At 63.5% G+C, this 16918-nt stretch carries 17 protein-coding genes; 13 read left to right on the top strand and 4 right to left on the bottom strand.

Annotated elements, in window-relative coordinates; translation table 11 throughout:
* Positions 1–161: 161 nt before the first annotated feature.
* Positions 162–1799, bottom strand: coding sequence for a long-chain-fatty-acid--CoA ligase (locus tag IEV75_RS02520; RefSeq protein ID WP_188450983.1), 1638 nt, complete (start codon positions 1797–1799; stop codon positions 162–164).
* 191 nt (positions 1800–1990) lie between these two features.
* Between IEV75_RS02520 and IEV75_RS02525 the strand changes: the two genes are divergently transcribed.
* Complete coding sequence (locus tag IEV75_RS02525; protein WP_188450984.1) at positions 1991–2965, top strand: threonine ammonia-lyase; 975 nt, start codon at positions 1991–1993, stop codon at positions 2963–2965.
* Here IEV75_RS02525 and IEV75_RS02530 read toward each other — a convergent pair.
* A complete protein-coding gene (locus IEV75_RS02530; RefSeq protein ID WP_188450985.1) occupies positions 2962–5115 on the bottom strand; it encodes a lytic transglycosylase domain-containing protein in 2154 nt (717 codons plus the stop codon). The genes IEV75_RS02525 and IEV75_RS02530 overlap by 4 nt on opposite strands.
* 156 nt (positions 5116–5271) lie before the next feature.
* On the opposite strand from IEV75_RS02530, the gene dapA reads away from it, so the two are divergent.
* From dapA to IEV75_RS02545, 3 genes are all read left to right on the top strand, one after another.
* Positions 5272–6144, top strand: coding sequence for a 4-hydroxy-tetrahydrodipicolinate synthase (gene dapA, locus IEV75_RS02535; RefSeq protein WP_188450986.1), 873 nt, complete (start codon positions 5272–5274; stop codon positions 6142–6144).
* Entirely contained in the window at positions 6141–6611 is a 471-nt protein-coding gene (gene smpB / locus IEV75_RS02540) for an SsrA-binding protein SmpB (RefSeq protein WP_188450987.1), read from the top strand. The genes dapA and smpB overlap by 4 nt, the downstream gene beginning before the upstream one ends.
* 353 nt (positions 6612–6964) lie before the next feature.
* Entirely contained in the window at positions 6965–8116 is a 1152-nt protein-coding gene (locus IEV75_RS02545; protein WP_188450988.1) for an aspartyl protease family protein, read from the top strand.
* Here the strand turns inward: IEV75_RS02545 and IEV75_RS02550 are convergent.
* A complete protein-coding gene (locus tag IEV75_RS02550; protein WP_188450989.1) occupies positions 8113–8763 on the bottom strand; it encodes a uracil-DNA glycosylase in 651 nt (216 codons plus the stop codon). The two genes, IEV75_RS02545 and IEV75_RS02550, sit on opposite strands and share 4 nt — an antisense overlap.
* On the bottom strand, positions 8753–9334 hold the full coding sequence (locus IEV75_RS02555) for a LabA-like NYN domain-containing protein (protein ID WP_188450990.1): 582 nt from the start codon (positions 9332–9334) through the stop codon (positions 8753–8755). Before IEV75_RS02555 ends, IEV75_RS02550 begins: the two co-directional genes overlap by 11 nt.
* A 44-nt stretch (positions 9335–9378) precedes the next feature.
* On the opposite strand from IEV75_RS02555, the gene folK reads away from it, so the two are divergent.
* The 9 genes from folK (at position 9379) to recO (ending at position 16881) form a co-directional block, all read left to right on the top strand.
* Positions 9379–9897 carry a 2-amino-4-hydroxy-6-hydroxymethyldihydropteridine diphosphokinase gene (gene folK / locus IEV75_RS02560; protein ID WP_217979736.1) on the top strand — a complete coding sequence of 173 codons (519 nt, stop codon included), beginning with the start codon at positions 9379–9381 and terminating at the stop codon, positions 9895–9897.
* Between the two features lie 108 nt (positions 9898–10005).
* Positions 10006–10371 (top strand): DNA-directed RNA polymerase subunit omega, encoded by a 366-nt coding sequence (gene rpoZ / locus IEV75_RS02565; RefSeq protein WP_188450991.1) that lies wholly within the window; start codon positions 10006–10008, stop codon positions 10369–10371.
* Positions 10372–10374: 3 nt separating this feature from the next.
* Entirely contained in the window at positions 10375–12594 is a 2220-nt protein-coding gene (locus tag IEV75_RS02570; RefSeq protein WP_188450992.1) for a RelA/SpoT family protein, read from the top strand.
* Between the two features lie 29 nt (positions 12595–12623).
* Positions 12624–13211, top strand: coding sequence for an orotate phosphoribosyltransferase (gene pyrE / locus IEV75_RS02575; RefSeq protein ID WP_188451249.1), 588 nt, complete (start codon positions 12624–12626; stop codon positions 13209–13211).
* 8 nt (positions 13212–13219) lie between these two features.
* Positions 13220–13966 carry a pyridoxine 5'-phosphate synthase gene (locus IEV75_RS02580; protein ID WP_188450993.1) on the top strand — a complete coding sequence of 249 codons (747 nt, stop codon included), beginning with the start codon at positions 13220–13222 and terminating at the stop codon, positions 13964–13966.
* A complete protein-coding gene (acpS, locus tag IEV75_RS02585; RefSeq protein ID WP_188450994.1) occupies positions 13963–14376 on the top strand; it encodes a holo-ACP synthase in 414 nt (137 codons plus the stop codon). Before IEV75_RS02580 ends, acpS begins: the two co-directional genes overlap by 4 nt.
* The gene (gene rnc, locus IEV75_RS02590) at positions 14373–15062 is read left to right on the top strand and encodes a ribonuclease III (protein ID WP_188450995.1); all 690 of its coding nucleotides are present in this window, start codon (positions 14373–14375) and stop codon (positions 15060–15062) included. Before acpS ends, rnc begins: the two co-directional genes overlap by 4 nt.
* Positions 15052–15999, top strand: coding sequence for a GTPase Era (gene era / locus IEV75_RS02595; RefSeq protein ID WP_188450996.1), 948 nt, complete (start codon positions 15052–15054; stop codon positions 15997–15999). The genes rnc and era overlap by 11 nt, the downstream gene beginning before the upstream one ends.
* A gap of 153 nt (positions 16000–16152) precedes the next feature.
* On the top strand, positions 16153–16881 hold the full coding sequence (gene recO / locus IEV75_RS02600; RefSeq protein WP_188450997.1) for a DNA repair protein RecO: 729 nt from the start codon (positions 16153–16155) through the stop codon (positions 16879–16881).
* Positions 16882–16918 lie beyond the last annotated feature (37 nt).

Genomic DNA, 16918 nt, shown 5'->3' on the forward strand with positions numbered 1-16918 from the left:
AAACCGGGTCCCCGCTCGGGGGCGGGGACCCGGTTTTTATCACCGAGCTTTTCAACCGGGTTCCCGGGCTTGCCTGTCCCCGTGAAAATGGGGAACCCGGGATCCATGGCTGGGTTCCGGGTCTCGCTACGCTCGCCCGGAATAACGAGAGCTGGGCAGACCTACCCCGCGTCGGGGAACTGATAGTCCTTGTAGATCTCCCGCAGGCGGGTCTTGAGGATCTTGCCCGTCGCGCCGATCGGCATTTCGTCGATGAACTCGATGCCATCCGGCACCCACCATTTGGGCAGGCGCTCGGCCAGGAATTCCTGGATCGCTTCCACTGTCGGCGTGGTGTGGGGCTTGGGCTGGATGACCAGAAGCGGACGCTCCTGCCATTTCGGGTGCGGCATGCCGACGGCGGCGGCCATCAGCACGTCCGGGTGGCCCATGGCGACGTTTTCAAGGTCGATGGAGCTGATCCACTCGCCGCCGGACTTGATCACGTCCTTGGAGCGGTCGGTAATCGTCATGTAGCCGTCTTCGTCGAGATAGCCGACATCGCCGGTGCGGAACCAGCCATCATCTGTGAAGGCTTCTGCGCCTGCGCCGCGGAAATAGCTGTCGATGATCCAGGGACCGCGCACCTGGATATGGCCCGAGGACTTGCCGTCGCGCGGCAGCACATTGCCATCATCATCCACGGCGCGCATTTCCACGCCATAGATAAGCCGGCCCTGCTTCAGCTTGATCTTGATCTTCTCGTCGTCAGACAGGTCATCATGCTTGGGCAAAAGCTTGCCGACCGTGCCCAGCGGGCTCATCTCGGTCATGCCCCAGCCCTGCTGCATGTCGACGCCGTACTCGCTCTCGTAGGCGCGCAGCAGCGCTTCAGGCATGGCAGAGCCGCCCATCAGAACGTTCTCGACGCTGTCGATGCGCTTGCCGCTTTCACGCAGATACTGCAGCAGGCCGAGCCAGACGGTCGGCACGCCGAGCACTTGCGTGACCTGCTCCTGCTCGATCAGTTCCTGAAGCGATTTGCCGTCCAGCTGCGCGCCCGGCATCACCAGCTTGCCGCCGCCCATTGCGGTCGCATAGGGCACGCCCCAGGCATTGACGTGAAACATCGGGACCACCGGCATGATCGTGCCGCGTGAGCCGACGCCCAGCACGTCCTGACCGAGGCACGCCATGGCGTGCAGCACGGTAGAGCGGTGAGAATAGAGCGCGCCCTTGGGATCGCCCGTCGTACCCGACGTGTAGCACAGGCCCGCAGCGAGGTTTTCGTCAAACTCCGGCCAGTCATATTCCGGCGAAGCGCTGTTCAGCAGGTCTTCGTAGGGCTCGCACTTCGTCGACATTTTCGGTGCGTGCGCGCTATCCGTCATGACGACGAAGCGTTTGACGGTTTTGCACTTTTTCGAGATGGCGTCGATGATCGGCGCAAACGACACGTCAAAGAAGACGTGCTTGGCCTTGGCGTGGTCGAGCATCCAGGCGATCTGGTCGGGTGCCAGGCGCGGATTGACCGTGTGAATGACGGCTCCGACGCCCGAAACGGCGTAATAGAGTTCCAGATGGCGGTGCGTGTTCCAGGCAATCGTCGAAACACGGTCTCCCGATTTCACCTTCAGCGGACCGGTCAGGACGTTCGCGAGGCGCTTGGAGCGGGCGTGACAGTCTTTCCATCCGTAACGGTGGATCTGGCCTGTATCTGGCAGGCGGCTGACGATCTCGCGGCCCCCGTGATTGTCGGCCGCATGCTGTAGAATGCCAGAAATCATCAGCTGGCGATTCATCATCTGTCCACGCAACATGGCGTTTGTCCTCCCGCTCGGATGCTACCGGCCATTCACAGTAAGGGCGTGCTGCCCGCCTGTCTGGCCCGTTGTTTGAAGTTGCCGACATCAAAGTCTTGCCCGCGCTGCGATGCAATACCTTTTGCGCAACTCCTCCTCAGCGGATATGGCCGTGAAGCAGTCTGCGGCCAGCGCGAGGAGGCATTAGGATGCACCTACCCGGTTTCAACGATGTCGCGGAGGCGGCGGCACGCCTTCAGGGGTTTGCAGTCAGAACGCCGCTGCTCTGGAACCCTGCGCTGGATGAGGCCGTGGGCGGGCGTGTGCTGGTGAAGGCCGAGTGCCTGCAGCGCACCGGCTCGTTCAAGTTTCGCGGCGCATATAATGCCATCGCCCTGATGACACTGGCTGACCGCGTGCGCGGTGTTGTGGCGTTCTCCTCGGGCAATCATGCCCAGGGCATTGCCGAGGCAGCAAAGCTGTTCGGCATCCGGGCGACCATCGTGATGCCGGCCGACGCCCCGGCCATCAAGGCCGATGGCGTGCGGGCGCGCGGCGGCAAGGTTGTCACCTATGATCGCTCAAGCGAGGACCGGGAGGTGATTTCCCGGCGTTTGTGCGAGGAGACAGGCGCCACACTCATTCCGTCCTTTGACCATTTTGGTGTCATAGCCGGGCAGGGTACGTGCGGGCTGGAGATTGCCGATCAGCTGACGGAGCGCCGCGAGGCGGCGGATCAGCTTGTCTGCTGTGTCGGCGGCGGCGGACTGCTGGCCGGCATCAATCTGGCGCTGGCGGAACGCGCGCCGGGTATGGCGGTCTATGGCGCGGAACCGGAAGGTTTCGACGATCACGCCCGCTCGCTCCTTTCAGGCCAGCGTGAGCGTAACGCGCGAAGCTCCGGCTCCCTGCAGGACGCGCTTCTGTCGGACGCGCCAGGCGCAATGACCTTCCCGATCAATCAGCCCCGCCTGAAAGGCGTTGGCGTGGTCAGCGATGAGGAGGCCATGGCGGCTGTCGCCTTCGCCTGGCGCCACCTCAAAATCGTGCTGGAGCCCGGCGGGGCGTGCGCGCTCGCCGCCGTGCTTTCAGGGAAAATCGACGCGAAGGGAAAGACGACAGTGGTTGTTGCCACCGGCGGCAATGTGGATCCGGCCCTGTTTGCGAAGGCGATAGGGGGCTAACTCCCGCCATCCTCCGCGTCGACATCCGGGACCGGTGCCATCCCCAGCTCCTCGCGCGCGGCGGCATCCGCCGCCTCGATCTCGGCGAGCTGTTCCTCGGAGAGGTGGGGAAGGATACGGCGCAAGCCCGCGCCCGCGCCGACCATGTCGCGTTCAATGGCCAGCGGCACAGCCGTGTGTCCGGCCCGGCGGGCGCGGTAAACCTGCAAATTCTCGATCACGCGCTGGACGTAGTTGCGCGTTTCGGCAAAGGGCAGGCTCTCCACCCAGTCAATCGGGTCGATCGCTCCGTAGCGCGGATCGCCATATTCCTGCACCCAGCGGGTTACGCGCCCCCCGCCCGCATTATACGCCGCCAGCGCCATCACCAGTGAGCCGTCATAATTCTCCACGACCTCCTGAAGGTGGGCCATGCCAAGGCGCATATTGTAATCGGGATCATCGGTCAGCCATTCGAACTCGTAGGGCAGGCCGAGCTGACGTGCGGTCTGGCGGGCGGTGGCTGGCATCATCTGCATCATGCCGCGCGCGCCGGCACCACTCACCGCGCGGGCGTCAAACTCCGTCTCCTGGCGTATGACCGAGAGGGTCAGCGCCGGGTCAGCCATCACCGGCGCGTCGGTAGGCACCTCGATGACCGGGTAGGCGCGTTCGGCGAGGATCATGCCCTGCATGCGGCCAGCCTTGGCAGCCCGTACCGATTCACGCAGCCGGAGGTAATCCAGCGCAATGTCGGCGAGCATGGCCTGTTCTGCTGGCGTCTCCATGCGCCCTTCCAGATGCGCCGCAAACGTGCGGAAGAGGAAAGTCTGGTTCAACTCACCCAGCATGCGCAGCGCGAGCACCTGGTCGCGGTTGTTGAAGCCGGCCCGGTCAGCTTCGGTGATGACCGGATCCGGCGGCAAGTCGAGTTCGGCCGCGTCGCCGCCCAGTGCCAGAATGGCCAGCTGGCCGTAATAGGTGGTGGCGTGCTGGGCAGCAGCCATGAAGCGGTCGCGCGCCAGGACGGCATTGCCAGCTGCCTCTGCCGCGCGTCCCTGCCAGTATTTTGCACGGCCAAGGGAAACCGGCGTGGTCACGCCTGCTTCCAGGCGGTTGAAATGGGCGAGGGCATCTTCGGGCTGGTTCAGATGTACCAGTGCCAGCCAGCCGGCCAGAAACTCGGCATCGGCAAAGGCGACACCGGAACTCATGCCGTTCGATGCGGCCAGCCGGTAGGCGGTCTCATGGTCGTTTGAGCGCATCAGATCGAGAATGATCAGCTTGCGTTCACTCCACATCGATTCCAGCGCGGCGGTATTGGTATGCGCATCGGGCAATTCCAGTGCCAGCTGCAAGGCGCCATCGGCGTTGCCGGCGCGGCGGCGCCAGCGCGTACGCTCGAAGACGAGACCCGGATTGGTCTGAAGGGTGGAGGGAACGGCATCGACGGCCGCATCCACACCGGAACTGCGCGCCGCCAGCCGGATGCGCGCATCGGCAAGCCGCCGCTCACCGGCGCCAAGTTGTGGCAGCAATGCGCTCGCCAGGCTGCGCTGTCCCGCCCATAGCAGGAAATCCACGCGCTCGGCATGGTCGGCGGCTGTCAGGAAATCACCGTGCTGACGCAAGACCTGACTCTGATAGGTCTGGCGCAGGGACTGGGTGCGCCAGGCCTCGCGGATCTGCTCGCGGCCCTCCTCAACGCGCCCCAGCGCAATCAGTGCCTCGCCCCAGGCAATGCGGCCCTCACCGGTCAGGGGTTCACGCTGCGCGAACCAGCTCGCCGTCAGGTCCGGGCCAAGGCCGGAATCGGCCAGTTTCCACTCCGCCTCGCGCTGGATGGCAGCCTCGCGCGGCCAGCCTTCGAGCCTTTCCAGCGCCATATGCAGTTCGGAAAAGATCGCCCTGGGGTCCGAAGAGGCAAGCCGCCACAGAAGCAGGTTCTGCGCAACCGGGTGGCTGATGTTGAAACGCGCCTCGCGCACGAAGGTCCAGTCGCCGGCATCGGCGGCCCGCAGCCCCCGGCGCAGAAGGTCGAAATCGGCGTCGTTGAGTATGGCGGAATGATTGGCCATGGGCGGCTTCAGCCGCGGCACCGGCACATCGCCAAGAGCGGGCGAGCTCAGCGCGGCTACTGACAGGGCGAGCAGGGCGGCACGCAACAGCATGGTGGCAAAACCTCTTGGCGGCAGGCAGGGCTACAGACTCGTCGAATGCGCGCGCACTGTCCACAGCGATTGCAGCGTCTTGGCGCGCGCTGTTGCAATCGATATGGTCCGCGCCCATTTGCGCAGGCGCGCTGATCTCACAAGGCTATGCAAACCATGTTCCGCGGCTCATTTACGGCACTCATCACACCTTTCAGCAACGGCCGGGTCGATACCGCCGCGCTGAAACGCGTGGTCGAGCACCAGATAAAGGCCGGAACCCACGGCCTGGTTCCTGTCGGCACGACCGGCGAATGTGTCACGCTGAGCCATGACGAGCACCGCCATGTCGTCGAAACCGTACTTGAAACTGCGGCGGGCCGGGTGCCGGTAATCGCCGGGGCAGGCTCGAACAATACCGCGCATGCCATCGAGCTGGCCCGTTTTGCCAAGAGTGCGGGCGCTGACGCGGTGCTGGTCGCGGCCCCCTACTACAACAAGCCGTCGCAGGATGGGCTGACGGCCCACTATCTGGCGATTGCCGATGCGGTCGAGGTGCCGGTCTTCGTCTACAATGTGCCTGGCCGGTCAATCGTGGATATCTCGGTTGAGACCATGGCCCGTGTCGCGAAGCACCCGAACATTGTAGGCGTCAAGGACGCGACGGGCGATATTGCCCGCGTGACCCAGCACCGCCGGGCTATAGGCGATGATTTCATTCAGCTTTCCGGAGAGGATGCCAGCGCGCTGGGCTATAACGCACATGGCGGTGTGGGCGTGATCTCGGTATCGTCCAACGTCGCCCCGGCACTGTGCGCCACGTTCCAGAACGCGACGCTGGACGGGCGCTGGGACGAGGCACGGGAGCTGAATGACCGTCTGCAGCCGCTCCATGAAGTGATGTTCGCCTATTCCAGCCCGTCGCCGGCCAAATACGCCGCCAGTCTGCTGGGGCTTTGCTCCGCCGAAGTACGCCTGCCGCTGGTGGAATGCCCTGAGACGGTGAAAGAGCGGATCGCACAGGTGCTCAAAGAGTTGTCGCTGTTATGAGCAAGGGCGACGATAAGGGTGTGATCGCCGTAAACCGGCGCGCACGCTTCGATTACGAGATCGAGGATACGCTCGAGGCGGGCCTGCAACTGGTTGGCACCGAGGTGAAGTCCCTGCGCCAGGGCCGGGCCAATATCGCCGAGGCCTATGTCAGCGTGGAGCGCGATGGTGCGCTCTATCTGATCAATGCCGATTTCCCGCCCTATGAGGGCGGGAACCGCTTCAATCACGAGCCGCGCCGGCACCGTAAGCTGCTCCTGCACAGAAAGCAGATGGCCCAGCTGGCAGGCGCCGTGCAGCGCGAGGGGCGCACGATCATTCCCCTGCGCCTCTATTTCAATGACCGGGGCCTTGCCAAGCTCCTGATCGGGCTCGCCAAGGGCAAGAAGACAATCGACAAGCGCGAGACCATCAAGGAGCGCGAGTGGAACCGCTCCAAGGCCCGCCTGATGAAGGATTTCGGGTAGGGCGTCCCGGCGCTGGAGGACTTCGATGCGGCGGGCAGGCTGGCAGAAAAACTGACCCCGGACGCACGGCGGGACACCTATGCTCCCTATCTTGCCGCGCGATCTCGCGGGCTGAAGCGCATGCGCGCGGGGAACACGGCGATTGCGGGTCGAATACCTACGCGTTCAGGAAATAAGCCTGCAGCGGTCATCTGCCTTTCTCAAGTTTAATGCTGCGCTTCACCATGAACTGATAGTTTTGCGCCAAACTCGAGGGCAGGGAGACGGCGGTGGCAGGCACACAAATCTGGAGGGCTTCGCGGGTTGCCCTGGCGGGGCTTGTGTTAGCGAGTTCTGCTGCTTCCGCGCAGGATATGCGCTCTGTGATCGAGAACGCGCAGACGCGGGCTGTCCATGCCGGTACCGTCACATCAATCCCGATGGATGTCCGCATGGGAAAGCTGTTCGTGCGGGCCACCGCCAACGGGGTCGAGCGCGAGTTCATCTTCGACACCGGTTCGCCGTCCATAATTTCGGAGGAACTCGCCGCCGAGCTTGGCCTTGAAATCGTGGCGAGCAATACCGGGCGCGATGCCAATGACGACCCGGTGACCATGGGTATTGCTGTTCTGGACACGCTGGACATTGGCACGGCGCGGTTTGAACAGATTCCGGTGATGGTGTTCGACTTTTCAAGCCTTCCAACCGGACGGTGTGTGGTGGATGGCGGGGTTATCGGCTCGGAACTGCTGCCGCATGGCGTGTGGCGGCTGGACACCGAGCGGGGCGAAATGACCATCGCCCCGGAGATCGGCGCGCTGACGCCTTCGGCCGGCGCGCTGGATCTGGAATTGATGCAGGCAGGCTATCCCTTCCCGCCTGTGATCTCCTACCGCCTCGGCGACGTGGAGGACCGCGCGCTTTTCGACACCGGAAGTGCCGGTTTTGCAAGCGTGTTCGAAAGCGTCATGAATAGCCGCCAGGCCCGCAGTGCCATCGTGCCCGGCTCCTTGCGTGAAGGCGAGGGGTCGGAAGGCGAGTCCGCGGGCGGGCGCGGCCCTGTCCGGTCTATCGCCCACTATGAACTGAGCCGGCTGGAACTGGGTGGCCATACGCTTGAGGCCGTTCCTGCGCTTTCGCGATCCAATCCCCCAACCCTTGTCGGCGCAGGCCTGCTGGACCGCTACGCCGTGACCATCGACTTTGCCCGCCACAACCTTGTTCTGGAGCCGCGCGCTGAGCTGGCTACGCCTGATCGTCCGACCGGCTTCGCGCTGGCCTATACGGGCCGGTCTGTCGAGGTGGTTCAGCTGTTTGCCGGCACCGCCGCGGCGCAGGCAGGCCTGATGCTGGGTGATGAGGTAGTCTCGGTCGACGGCCAGGCGCTCGATACCACCGAAAGCGGTGTTTGCAACACGGTGCGCTGGCTTGCCGGAACGTTCGACGCCGCGAGCGTATCGGAGATTGTCGTGATGCGTGACGCTGAACAGATTGCCCTGACGATCCGGGCAGAGGGCGGGCGCTAGAGTCGCGCCTTCGCTTTCTCGAACACATCATGGAACATCGGTTCGGTAAGCCGGCCCGTATTCGTGTTGTAGCGGGAGCAGTGATAGCTATCGATCAGGGTGAGGGGGCCTTGCGGGCCCTCAACCAAGTGCTCAGCGCTGTGGGCGAACTTGAATGCCGCAGGACGCAGTCCCAGAGCGCGCAGCGTGTTCTCATGCGCGATGCGCCCCAGCGCGATCATCACTTTCAGCTTGGGCAGCGCCGCGATACGCGCGGCCAGGAAGGGGCGGCAATTGGCCATCTCGGCGCCGATGGGTTTGTTCTGTGGCGGCGCGCAGCGCACGGCATTGGTGATCATCGCATCATGCAGCGTCAGCCCATCGCCCGGATCGGCCCGGTAGGTGCCTTCGGAAAATCCGTACCGCTCCAGCGTCGCGTAGAGCAGATCACCGGCCCAGTCGCCGGTGAAGGGCCGTGCAGTCCGGTTGGCCCCGGTGCGCCCCGGCGCCAGCCCAACGATCAGCAGGCGGGCATTATCATCCCCGAACGAGGGCACGGCGCCATTGAACCAGCCCGGTTCCTGACGCGCATTTTCCTCTCGATAGGCGACAAGCCGCGGGCAGAGCGGGCAGTCGGGCCGGGGCTCTGCCGGGACCTCAAGCGTCATCGTCTTCGGCAGCGGCAGCGGGCGTAAAGTCTTCCCGGGCGCGCCGCTCGCGGCCAACCAGCCGGCCAAGCTCTGCCAGTTCTATGAAATTGTCGGCCTGACGGCGCAGATCATCAGCGATCATGGGCGGCTGCGATTTCAGCGTGGACACGACCGAAACCCGTACGCCGCGGCGCTGCACAGCCTCGACGACCTTGCGGAAATCACCATCACCGGAGAACAGGATGATATGGTCGAGATAGCCAGCAGCTTCCATGACATCCACCGCGATCTCGACATCCATATCGCCCTTGATGCGGCGGCGACCGTTTTCATCGGTATATTCGCGTGCTGCCTTTGTGACGATGGAAAACCCGTTATAGTCCAGCCAGTCGACGAGCGGCCGAATGGGTGTGTAATCGTCATTTTCCAGAAGGGCGGTGTAATAGTTTGCGCGCACGAGCCGGCCGCGTTTCTTGAACTCTTCCAGAAGCTTGCGGTAGTCGATGTCAAAATCGAGGGCGCGGGCGGCGGAATACAGATTGGCACCGTCGATAAAAAGGCCGATGCGCTCATTGGGATAAAAAGTCATGGGGCTCCTTATGGGGCTTATGGCTGGCTAAAATAGGCACTGCGTTGAATATCTACATCGCTTTTGGTTCAAACCAAGCCCTTGGACGCATAACGCCCCGGGAGCTGATCGGGCAGGCTGCTGACGCCCTGGAGGAGGCGGGTGTCCGGCTTGTGGCCCGGTCCTCCTTGTGGCGTTCACCTGCCTGGCCCGATCCGGCAGATCCCCCCTATATCAACGCCGTGGCGGCAGTGGAGACAAGCCAGTCTCCCGAACAGCTGCTGCAATGCCTGCATGCCGTGGAGGCCCGGTTCGGCCGTGCGCGCGGGCAGCGCAATGCGCCCCGTACGCTGGATCTCGACCTGATCGATTTCAATGGGTTAGTGTTAAATGATGGTGATGGCCTGATCCTTCCCCATCCGCGAGCCCATCAACGCGCCTTTGTACTGGCGCCGTTGCAGGAGATCGCGCCCGGCTGGACTCATCCGTTAACCGGAGAGGGGGTGGCAGCGCTGATAGACGCGCTGGCAGGCGATGACATTGCGGCGACAAGGACGGTTGCGGCGTTTACCGCGGCAGGCTGATGCTTTGTGCAGCGCAGCGCCGTGCTTGAAGCCGGGGCCGCACTAAGGTATCAGGAAGGTTCGCTATTACCCCCGACCCCCTGTTTGCATTTGGGAGCGTCCACGCTCATGGCTCGCGTTACTGTCGAAGATTGCATCGAAAAAATCCCCAACCGTTTCCGGCTGGTCCTCCTGTCTGCGCATCGCGCCCGCAATATCGCGGCCGGTTCGCAGCTTCAGATTGACCGGGATAACGACAAGAATCCGGTCGTGGCGCTGCGCGAAGTGGCAGACGAAAAGCTCGATCTTGATGCATTGGCGGAAAGCCTTGTCGCCGGGCTGGAGCGTGTCATCCCTGCGGATGACGATGAAGAAGACGCGCGCCATGAAACGGCGGACGCTCCGCGCGCCCTGCCTGCTCCGGAGATGGATGAAGCAGCCATGCTTCGCGCCCTTCAGAGCGATCGGGACGGGCCGGCAGACGGCCGTCTGTAAGCGTTGGGCGGGGTAGCGCTCAGCGCGTCCGCCGATGCGCCGGGAACGATCCCAAGCGCCGACGACCTCATTTCGCGTGTAAAGGCCTATCATCCCAATGCGGATGAGGGGCTTTTACGGCGCGCCTATGACTATTCACGCGACAAGCACGCTCACCAGAAGCGTCATTCCGGCGAGCCCTATTACGGGCATACGGTCGCCGTGGCGATGCTGCTGGCCGATCTTCATCTCGATGTGGCGACAGTCTGCACCGGGCTTCTTCATGATACAGTTGAAGATACAGACGCAACGCTTGAAGAAATAACGGAACTTTTTGGCGAAGATGTTGCCCGGCTCGTTGATGGCGAGACCAAGCTCAGCCAGATGGAGCTCATCAACAAGCGTACGCGGCAGGCGGAAAACTTCCAGAAACTCGTCCTGGCCATCACCGATGATGTCCGCGTGCTGCTGGTGAAGCTGTGCGACCGGCTGCACAATATGCGCACGCTGCATTTCATGCCGAAGCCGGAAAAGCGTGAGCGGATTGCCCGCGAGACGCTGGAGATTTACGCACCGCTGGCGCGGCGTATCGGCGTGAACAGGATTTGCGTCGAGCTGGAAGACCTCGCCTTCCGCAATATCAATCCGGATGCGTATGAATCCATCACCCGCCGGCTGGCCGCGCTGCGTGCCACACGGGCCTCGGCCATTGCCGCCATGTCCTCGCTGCTATCCCAGCGCCTGGAAGAGGCGGGCATCGAGTGCCGCGTGTTCGGGCGCGAGAAGCGGCCCTATTCGATCTGGCGCAAGCTGGAGCGCAAGGGCACGTCATTTGACGATATCGCCGATATTTACGCCTTTCGCGTGATCGTGAGCACGCCGGATGAATGTTACCGCACCCTCGGCGTGATCCACCAGAACTGGCGGTCGGTGCCTGAGCGTTTCCACGATTACATTTCCACGCCCAAGCCCAATAATTACCGCTCCTTGCACACCACCATTGTCGGTCCGCACAATGTACGCATGGAGCTGCAGATCCGCACCGAGGCGATGGAGGCCGTGGCCGAGACGGGGGTTGCCGCGCACTGGCGCTACAAGGCGGGCCGGTATGGCTACGATGCCAAGTCAGCCCGGGAGGCTGGCGGCGATCCGCTCAGCCGGTTGCGGGCGTTCGTTGAGATTCTCGAACAGGGCGGCGACCCGGACGAGTTTCTCGAACATGCCAAGCTGGAGATGCTGACCGACCAGGTTTACGCCTTCACACCCAAGGGCGAGCTTATAGCCCTGCCGCAAGGCGCAACGCCGCTGGATTTTGCCTTCGCCGTCCACACCGAGCTCGGCGCGGGGGCGGTCGGCGTGCGCATCAATGGCCGCGAACGTCCCTTGCGTACCCGCCTGCGCAATGGTGACACGGTGGAGATCATCAAGGGCGGGGTGCGTCAACCGCCTGCCGGCTGGGAAGACCTTGTTGTCACCGGCCGTGCCAAGGCTGCGATCCGCAAGCTGATCCGGGAAACCCAGCTGCAGGAGTTTGAGCGCCTGGGAAAGGTGATCGCCGAGCACGCCTTCCAGCGCGAGGGGAAGGCTTTCAAGGAAAACATGCTGAGCGAGGCGCTGGCGCGCCTGGATCTCAAATCGGCACAGGAGCTGTATCAGTCACTGGGCCGGGGGCAGGTCACCTCGACGCAGCTATTTGACGCCGTCTTTCCCGGCCAGAGGGAAAAGAATACCAATGATCCCAGCCAGCGTGAGCTGATTGATGATGAAAAGGGCGCTCTCTACGTGCACGGCAGCGGGCTGACACCGGGCGTGTCCCTGCACTTTGCAGCATGCTGCTCACCGCTGCCCGGAGACCGGATTGTGGGGATACTCCGCGAGGGTTCAGGCGTTGAAGTCCACACGATCGACTGCGAACGGCTGGCCGCCCTGGAAGAGGACGATCCGTCCTCGGGCGAGAACTGGATTGATCTCAAATGGACGCCCGAAGCGCGGTCGAATGCCGTTTCGGTGGGACGCGTGCTCGCCACAGTGCGTAATGAGCCCGGCGTGCTGGCCGAAATAGCCGGCGCGGTCGGAGAGGCACGCGGAAACATTACGAATATCAAGACGCTGTCACGCTCACGCGACTTCTTCGACATGGCCTTCGATATCGAGGTGGTGGACGTGCGCCACTTGTCCAATATCGTGGCTGCGCTGAAGACGTGTGACCGGGTAGTCAGTGCCGAGCGCGCCCGCTACGAGTAGCGCCGCGTTTTATCGGGAGGCCGGACATGATGACCGCAGATGACGTGCTGGACGAGTTTCGCGAGGCGGGCGCCTTGCTGGAGGGGCATTTCATCCTGTCCTCCGGGCTGCGCAGCCCGGTCTTTCTTCAAAAGGCGCTGGTCTTCCGGGAGCCGGCCCGCACCGAAAAACTGTGCAAGGCCATGGCCGAAGCGGTACGCGCGCAGGTGAAGGAGCCGATCACGGCCATCGTCTCACCTGCGCTCGGCGGGATTATCCCGGGCTATGAAACGGCCCGCCAACTAGGCCTGCCATTCGTGTTCGTCGAACGCGAGGAGGGTGAGTTTCGTCTCCGGCGCGGCTTCCAGCTGACCGCCGCTGACCGTGTGCTGGTGGTGGAAGACATCGTCACAACCGGCCTGTCATCACGTGAATGCATTGCCGCAATCAGCAAGACAGGCGCGAAAGTGGTGGCCGAGTGCTGCCTGGTGGATCGTTCCGGCGGGCGCGCGGACGTGGGTGTGCCGCTGATCGCGCTCGCGACAGTGGCCTTCCCGGCCTATGCCGAAGACGATCTGCCGCCGGAGCTGGAGCGCATTCCGGCCATCAAGCCCGGAAGCCGGGGGCTGGAGGCTTAGGGCACGAAATGCTGCGGCTTGGGCTCAATATCGACCATGTGGCGACCATCCGTAACGCACGCGGCGGGGCGCATCCCGATCCGGTGCGGGCTGCAGAGATAGCGCAATCAGCGGGCGCAGATGGCATCACCATCCATTTGCGCGAAGACCGGCGCCATATCCGTGACGGAGATCTGGACGCGATCCGCGCAGCGACGCGCCTGCCGATCAACCTGGAGATGGCCGCCACCGAGGAGATGACGGTTATTGCCGAGCGTTTTAAGCCCCATGCCGCCTGCCTCGTCCCGGAAAAGCGCGAGGAGCGCACGACCGAGGGCGGGCTGGACGTTGCCGGCCTCCATAACACCATCGCGCCTGTCGTTCGCCGTCTCAAGGAGGCGGGCTGCCGTGTATCGCTCTTCATCGAGCCGGATCCGGTCCAGATCGCGGTAGCAGAGGTGCTGGGCGCGCCGGTCGTGGAACTGCATACCGGCCGCTACGCTGAACTTTGGCTTGAAGGCGATGAGGCCAGCGTCGCGCGCGAGCTGGAACGCCTGCAGGAAGCCGCCAAAGAGGCCGTCCGGCGCGGGATCGAGCCCCATGCTGGCCATGGCCTGACCTTCGACAATGTGAAGCCTGTTGCCGCCATCCCCGAGATTGCCGAGCTGAATATTGGCCATTTCCTGATCGGCGAGGCCATCTTCACCGGGCTGGATACAGCCGTGAAGCGCATGCGCGCCCTGATGGATGAAGCACGCGCGGAGCAGGCGGCGTGATAATCGGCATCGGCACCGACATTATCGATATCCGCCGCATTGAGCGGTCGATTGAACGCTTCGGGGACCGCTTCAAGAACCGGGTCTTCAGCGCAGGCGAGCGCGCCAAGGCCGAAAGCCGCCTGCGCGAGGTTGACACCTACGCCAAGCGCTTTGCCGCCAAGGAAGCAACCGCCAAGGCTTTGGGCACGGGCATATATCGGGGCGTGATCTGGCGTGATCTTGAAGTCATCAATCTGAAGGGCGGCAAGCCGACCATGAACCTTTCCGGCAAGGCGCTGGAGCGTGCGCGCGCGCTGACGCCGGACGGCATGGATTTCACCGTCCACCTCACTTTGACCGACGACTACCCATGGGCGCAGGCCTTTGCGATCCTCGAGGCTATCCCCAGTCCGGAGCCGGACGCATGACCAACCGGATCAAGCGGCTTGAAGACGCTATCGGCTATCAGTTCTCCGACCCGGTCCTGCTGGAAACCGCTCTGACGCATGCCAGCCACGGCGATGGGCGCCGCCGCACCGATTCCAACGAGCGCATGGAGTTTCTGGGCGACCGCGTGCTGGGCTTGCTGGTCTCCGAGCAGCTCTACGCCATGTTTGAAGGCCTTAGCGAAGGCGGCCTGGCGCACCGGCTCAATGCCCTCGTCAACAAGGGCGCCTGCGCGCGCGTGGCCCGCTCCATCGGGTTGGGTGATGCGCTGCTACTCTCTCCAGGCGAGGACCGGCTAGGCGGACGCGACAAGGAATCCATTCTGGGCGATGCTTGCGAGGCTCTGATCGGCGCGATCTATCTTGATGGCGGGCTGAGTGCGGCACGTGCCTTTTTCGCCAGCGCATGGGAGAAGGAACTGGCGCAGCTCAAGCGCCAGACAAAGGATGCCAAATCCCACTTGCAGGAGTGGGCTGCGCGCAAGCGGCTGGCTGCGCCAGCTTACGAGACACTGTCACGCAAGGGGCCCGATCACCGCCCCCACTTTACCGTGGAGGTGCGAATAGACGGGCTGGAGCCGGCCATCGGTGAAGGCAATACCAAACAGGCCGCGCAGCGCGCCGCCGCTGAAGCCATGCTCAAACGGGAACACGCCCATGACCAGTAAGGACACCACGCGCGCCGGCTTCGTTGCCGTGATGGGGGCGCCCAATGCCGGCAAATCCAGCCTTGTGAATGCGCTGGTGGGCCAGAAGGTCTCCATCGTCACCCACAAGGTGCAGACCACGCGCTTCCAGATACGCGGCGTGATGATGCAGGATCGCACCCAGGTGGTGCTGGTTGATACGCCCGGCGTGTTCGCCCCGCGCCGCCGCCTCGACCGGGCAATGGTGGCAGCCGCCTGGGCTGGCGCCGACGAGGCGGACGCCATCGTGCATGTGGTTGATGCGGCTGCCGCTTCACGCGTCCTGAAAGGCCGCACGGGCGGGCAGGATGGCCGGGCCGATGAAGATACGCGCCGTGTGATTGACGGGCTGAGGGCGGCAGGCCGCACCGCCATTCTGGCGCTGAACAAGATTGATCTGATCAAGCGTGACGAGCTTCTTGCGCTCGCCCAAAGCTTCTATGAAACAGGTGCTTATAGCGAAGTCTTCATGATATCTGCGAGCAATGGAAGCGGCGTGAAGGACCTGGGTGCGCGGCTGTGCGCCCTGATGCCGGAAGGCGAGTTCTTCTATGATGAGGACCAGATCGCCGACCTGCCCATGCGCCTGCTGGCCGCAGAGGTGACGCGCGAAAAACTGTTCCTGCGCGTGCATGACGAGTTGCCCTATGGCCTCATGGTGGAGACCGATAGCTGGCAGGACCGCAAGGACGGCTCGGTGCGCATCGAGCAGACGATCTATGTCGAGCGCGAAGGCCACAAGCCGATGGTCATCGGCAAGGGCGGTCAGACGCTGAAAATCATTGGCGAGCTCGCCCGCAAGGAGCTGTCCGCCGACCTGGAGCGTGAGGTCCACCTGTTCCTGCACGTGAAGGTGCGTCCCGGCTGGAGCGAGGAGCGCGCCCGCTACTCTGCGCTCGGCCTGGAGTTTGATGCGTGAGGAGATTTCCTCATTCAACCATTTATCCGCGTTTCACCGGCGAACGCCGGTGCCCAGACTTTTTCTGGATCCCGGCTTTCGCCGGGAAAACGCTGTTGGTGAAGCTGGCGTTGGCGGAGATGTTGGCTGGTATCGGCGGGGAGTGGCACCCCCATGGAATGGACTGACACCGGACGCATCATCGCCGTGCGCAATTATGGCGAGACCAGCGCCATTGTGGAGCTGCTGACCCCGGAGCATGGCCGCCATCCGGGCCTCGTACGCGGCGGGCGCTCGAAGGCCATGCGGCCCATATTGCAGCCGGGCAATTCGGTGCGGGCGGTCTGGCGGGCAAGGCTGGACGAGCATCTGGGCAATTACGCGCTGGAAGCGGACTCGCTGGATGCCGGCGCGCTGATGGACGATCCGCTGGCCCTGTCGGGCCTTAATGCCGCCTGCGCGATGGCGGTGCTGGCCTTGCCCGAACGCGAGGCACACCCGGCGGTTTATGGCGCCTTTGAAGTGCTGATATCATCCCTGAACGATATCGATATCTGGCCGGCGCTTTACATCAGCTGGGAGGCGGGCCTGCTGGCTGATCTTGGCTATGGCATGGATCTAAAGAAGTGCGCCGCTACCGGGCAAACCCATGATCTCAGATATGTCAGCCCGCGCACGGGGCGCGCCGTCTGCGCCGAAGCGGGCGCGGAATATGCTGACCGGCTGCTGGCCCTGCCGGGCTTCATGGCAGGCTCTGGCGAAGTCTCGCCGGGCGACATCGCTGCCGGGCTGAAACTGACCGCCCACTTCATCGAGCGGCGCGTGCTATGGCCCACTGACAAGGTATTGCCCGAAGCCCGCGCCCGCATGATCGAGCGGCTGGAATCGGCGGGCAGACTTTAGGCTGAACGCCCTATACTGCTGGCTAGCAGAATCAGTG

The sequence above is a fragment of the Glycocaulis albus genome (assembly GCF_014639075.1).
Lineage (GTDB): Bacteria > Pseudomonadota > Alphaproteobacteria > Caulobacterales > Maricaulaceae > Glycocaulis > Glycocaulis albus.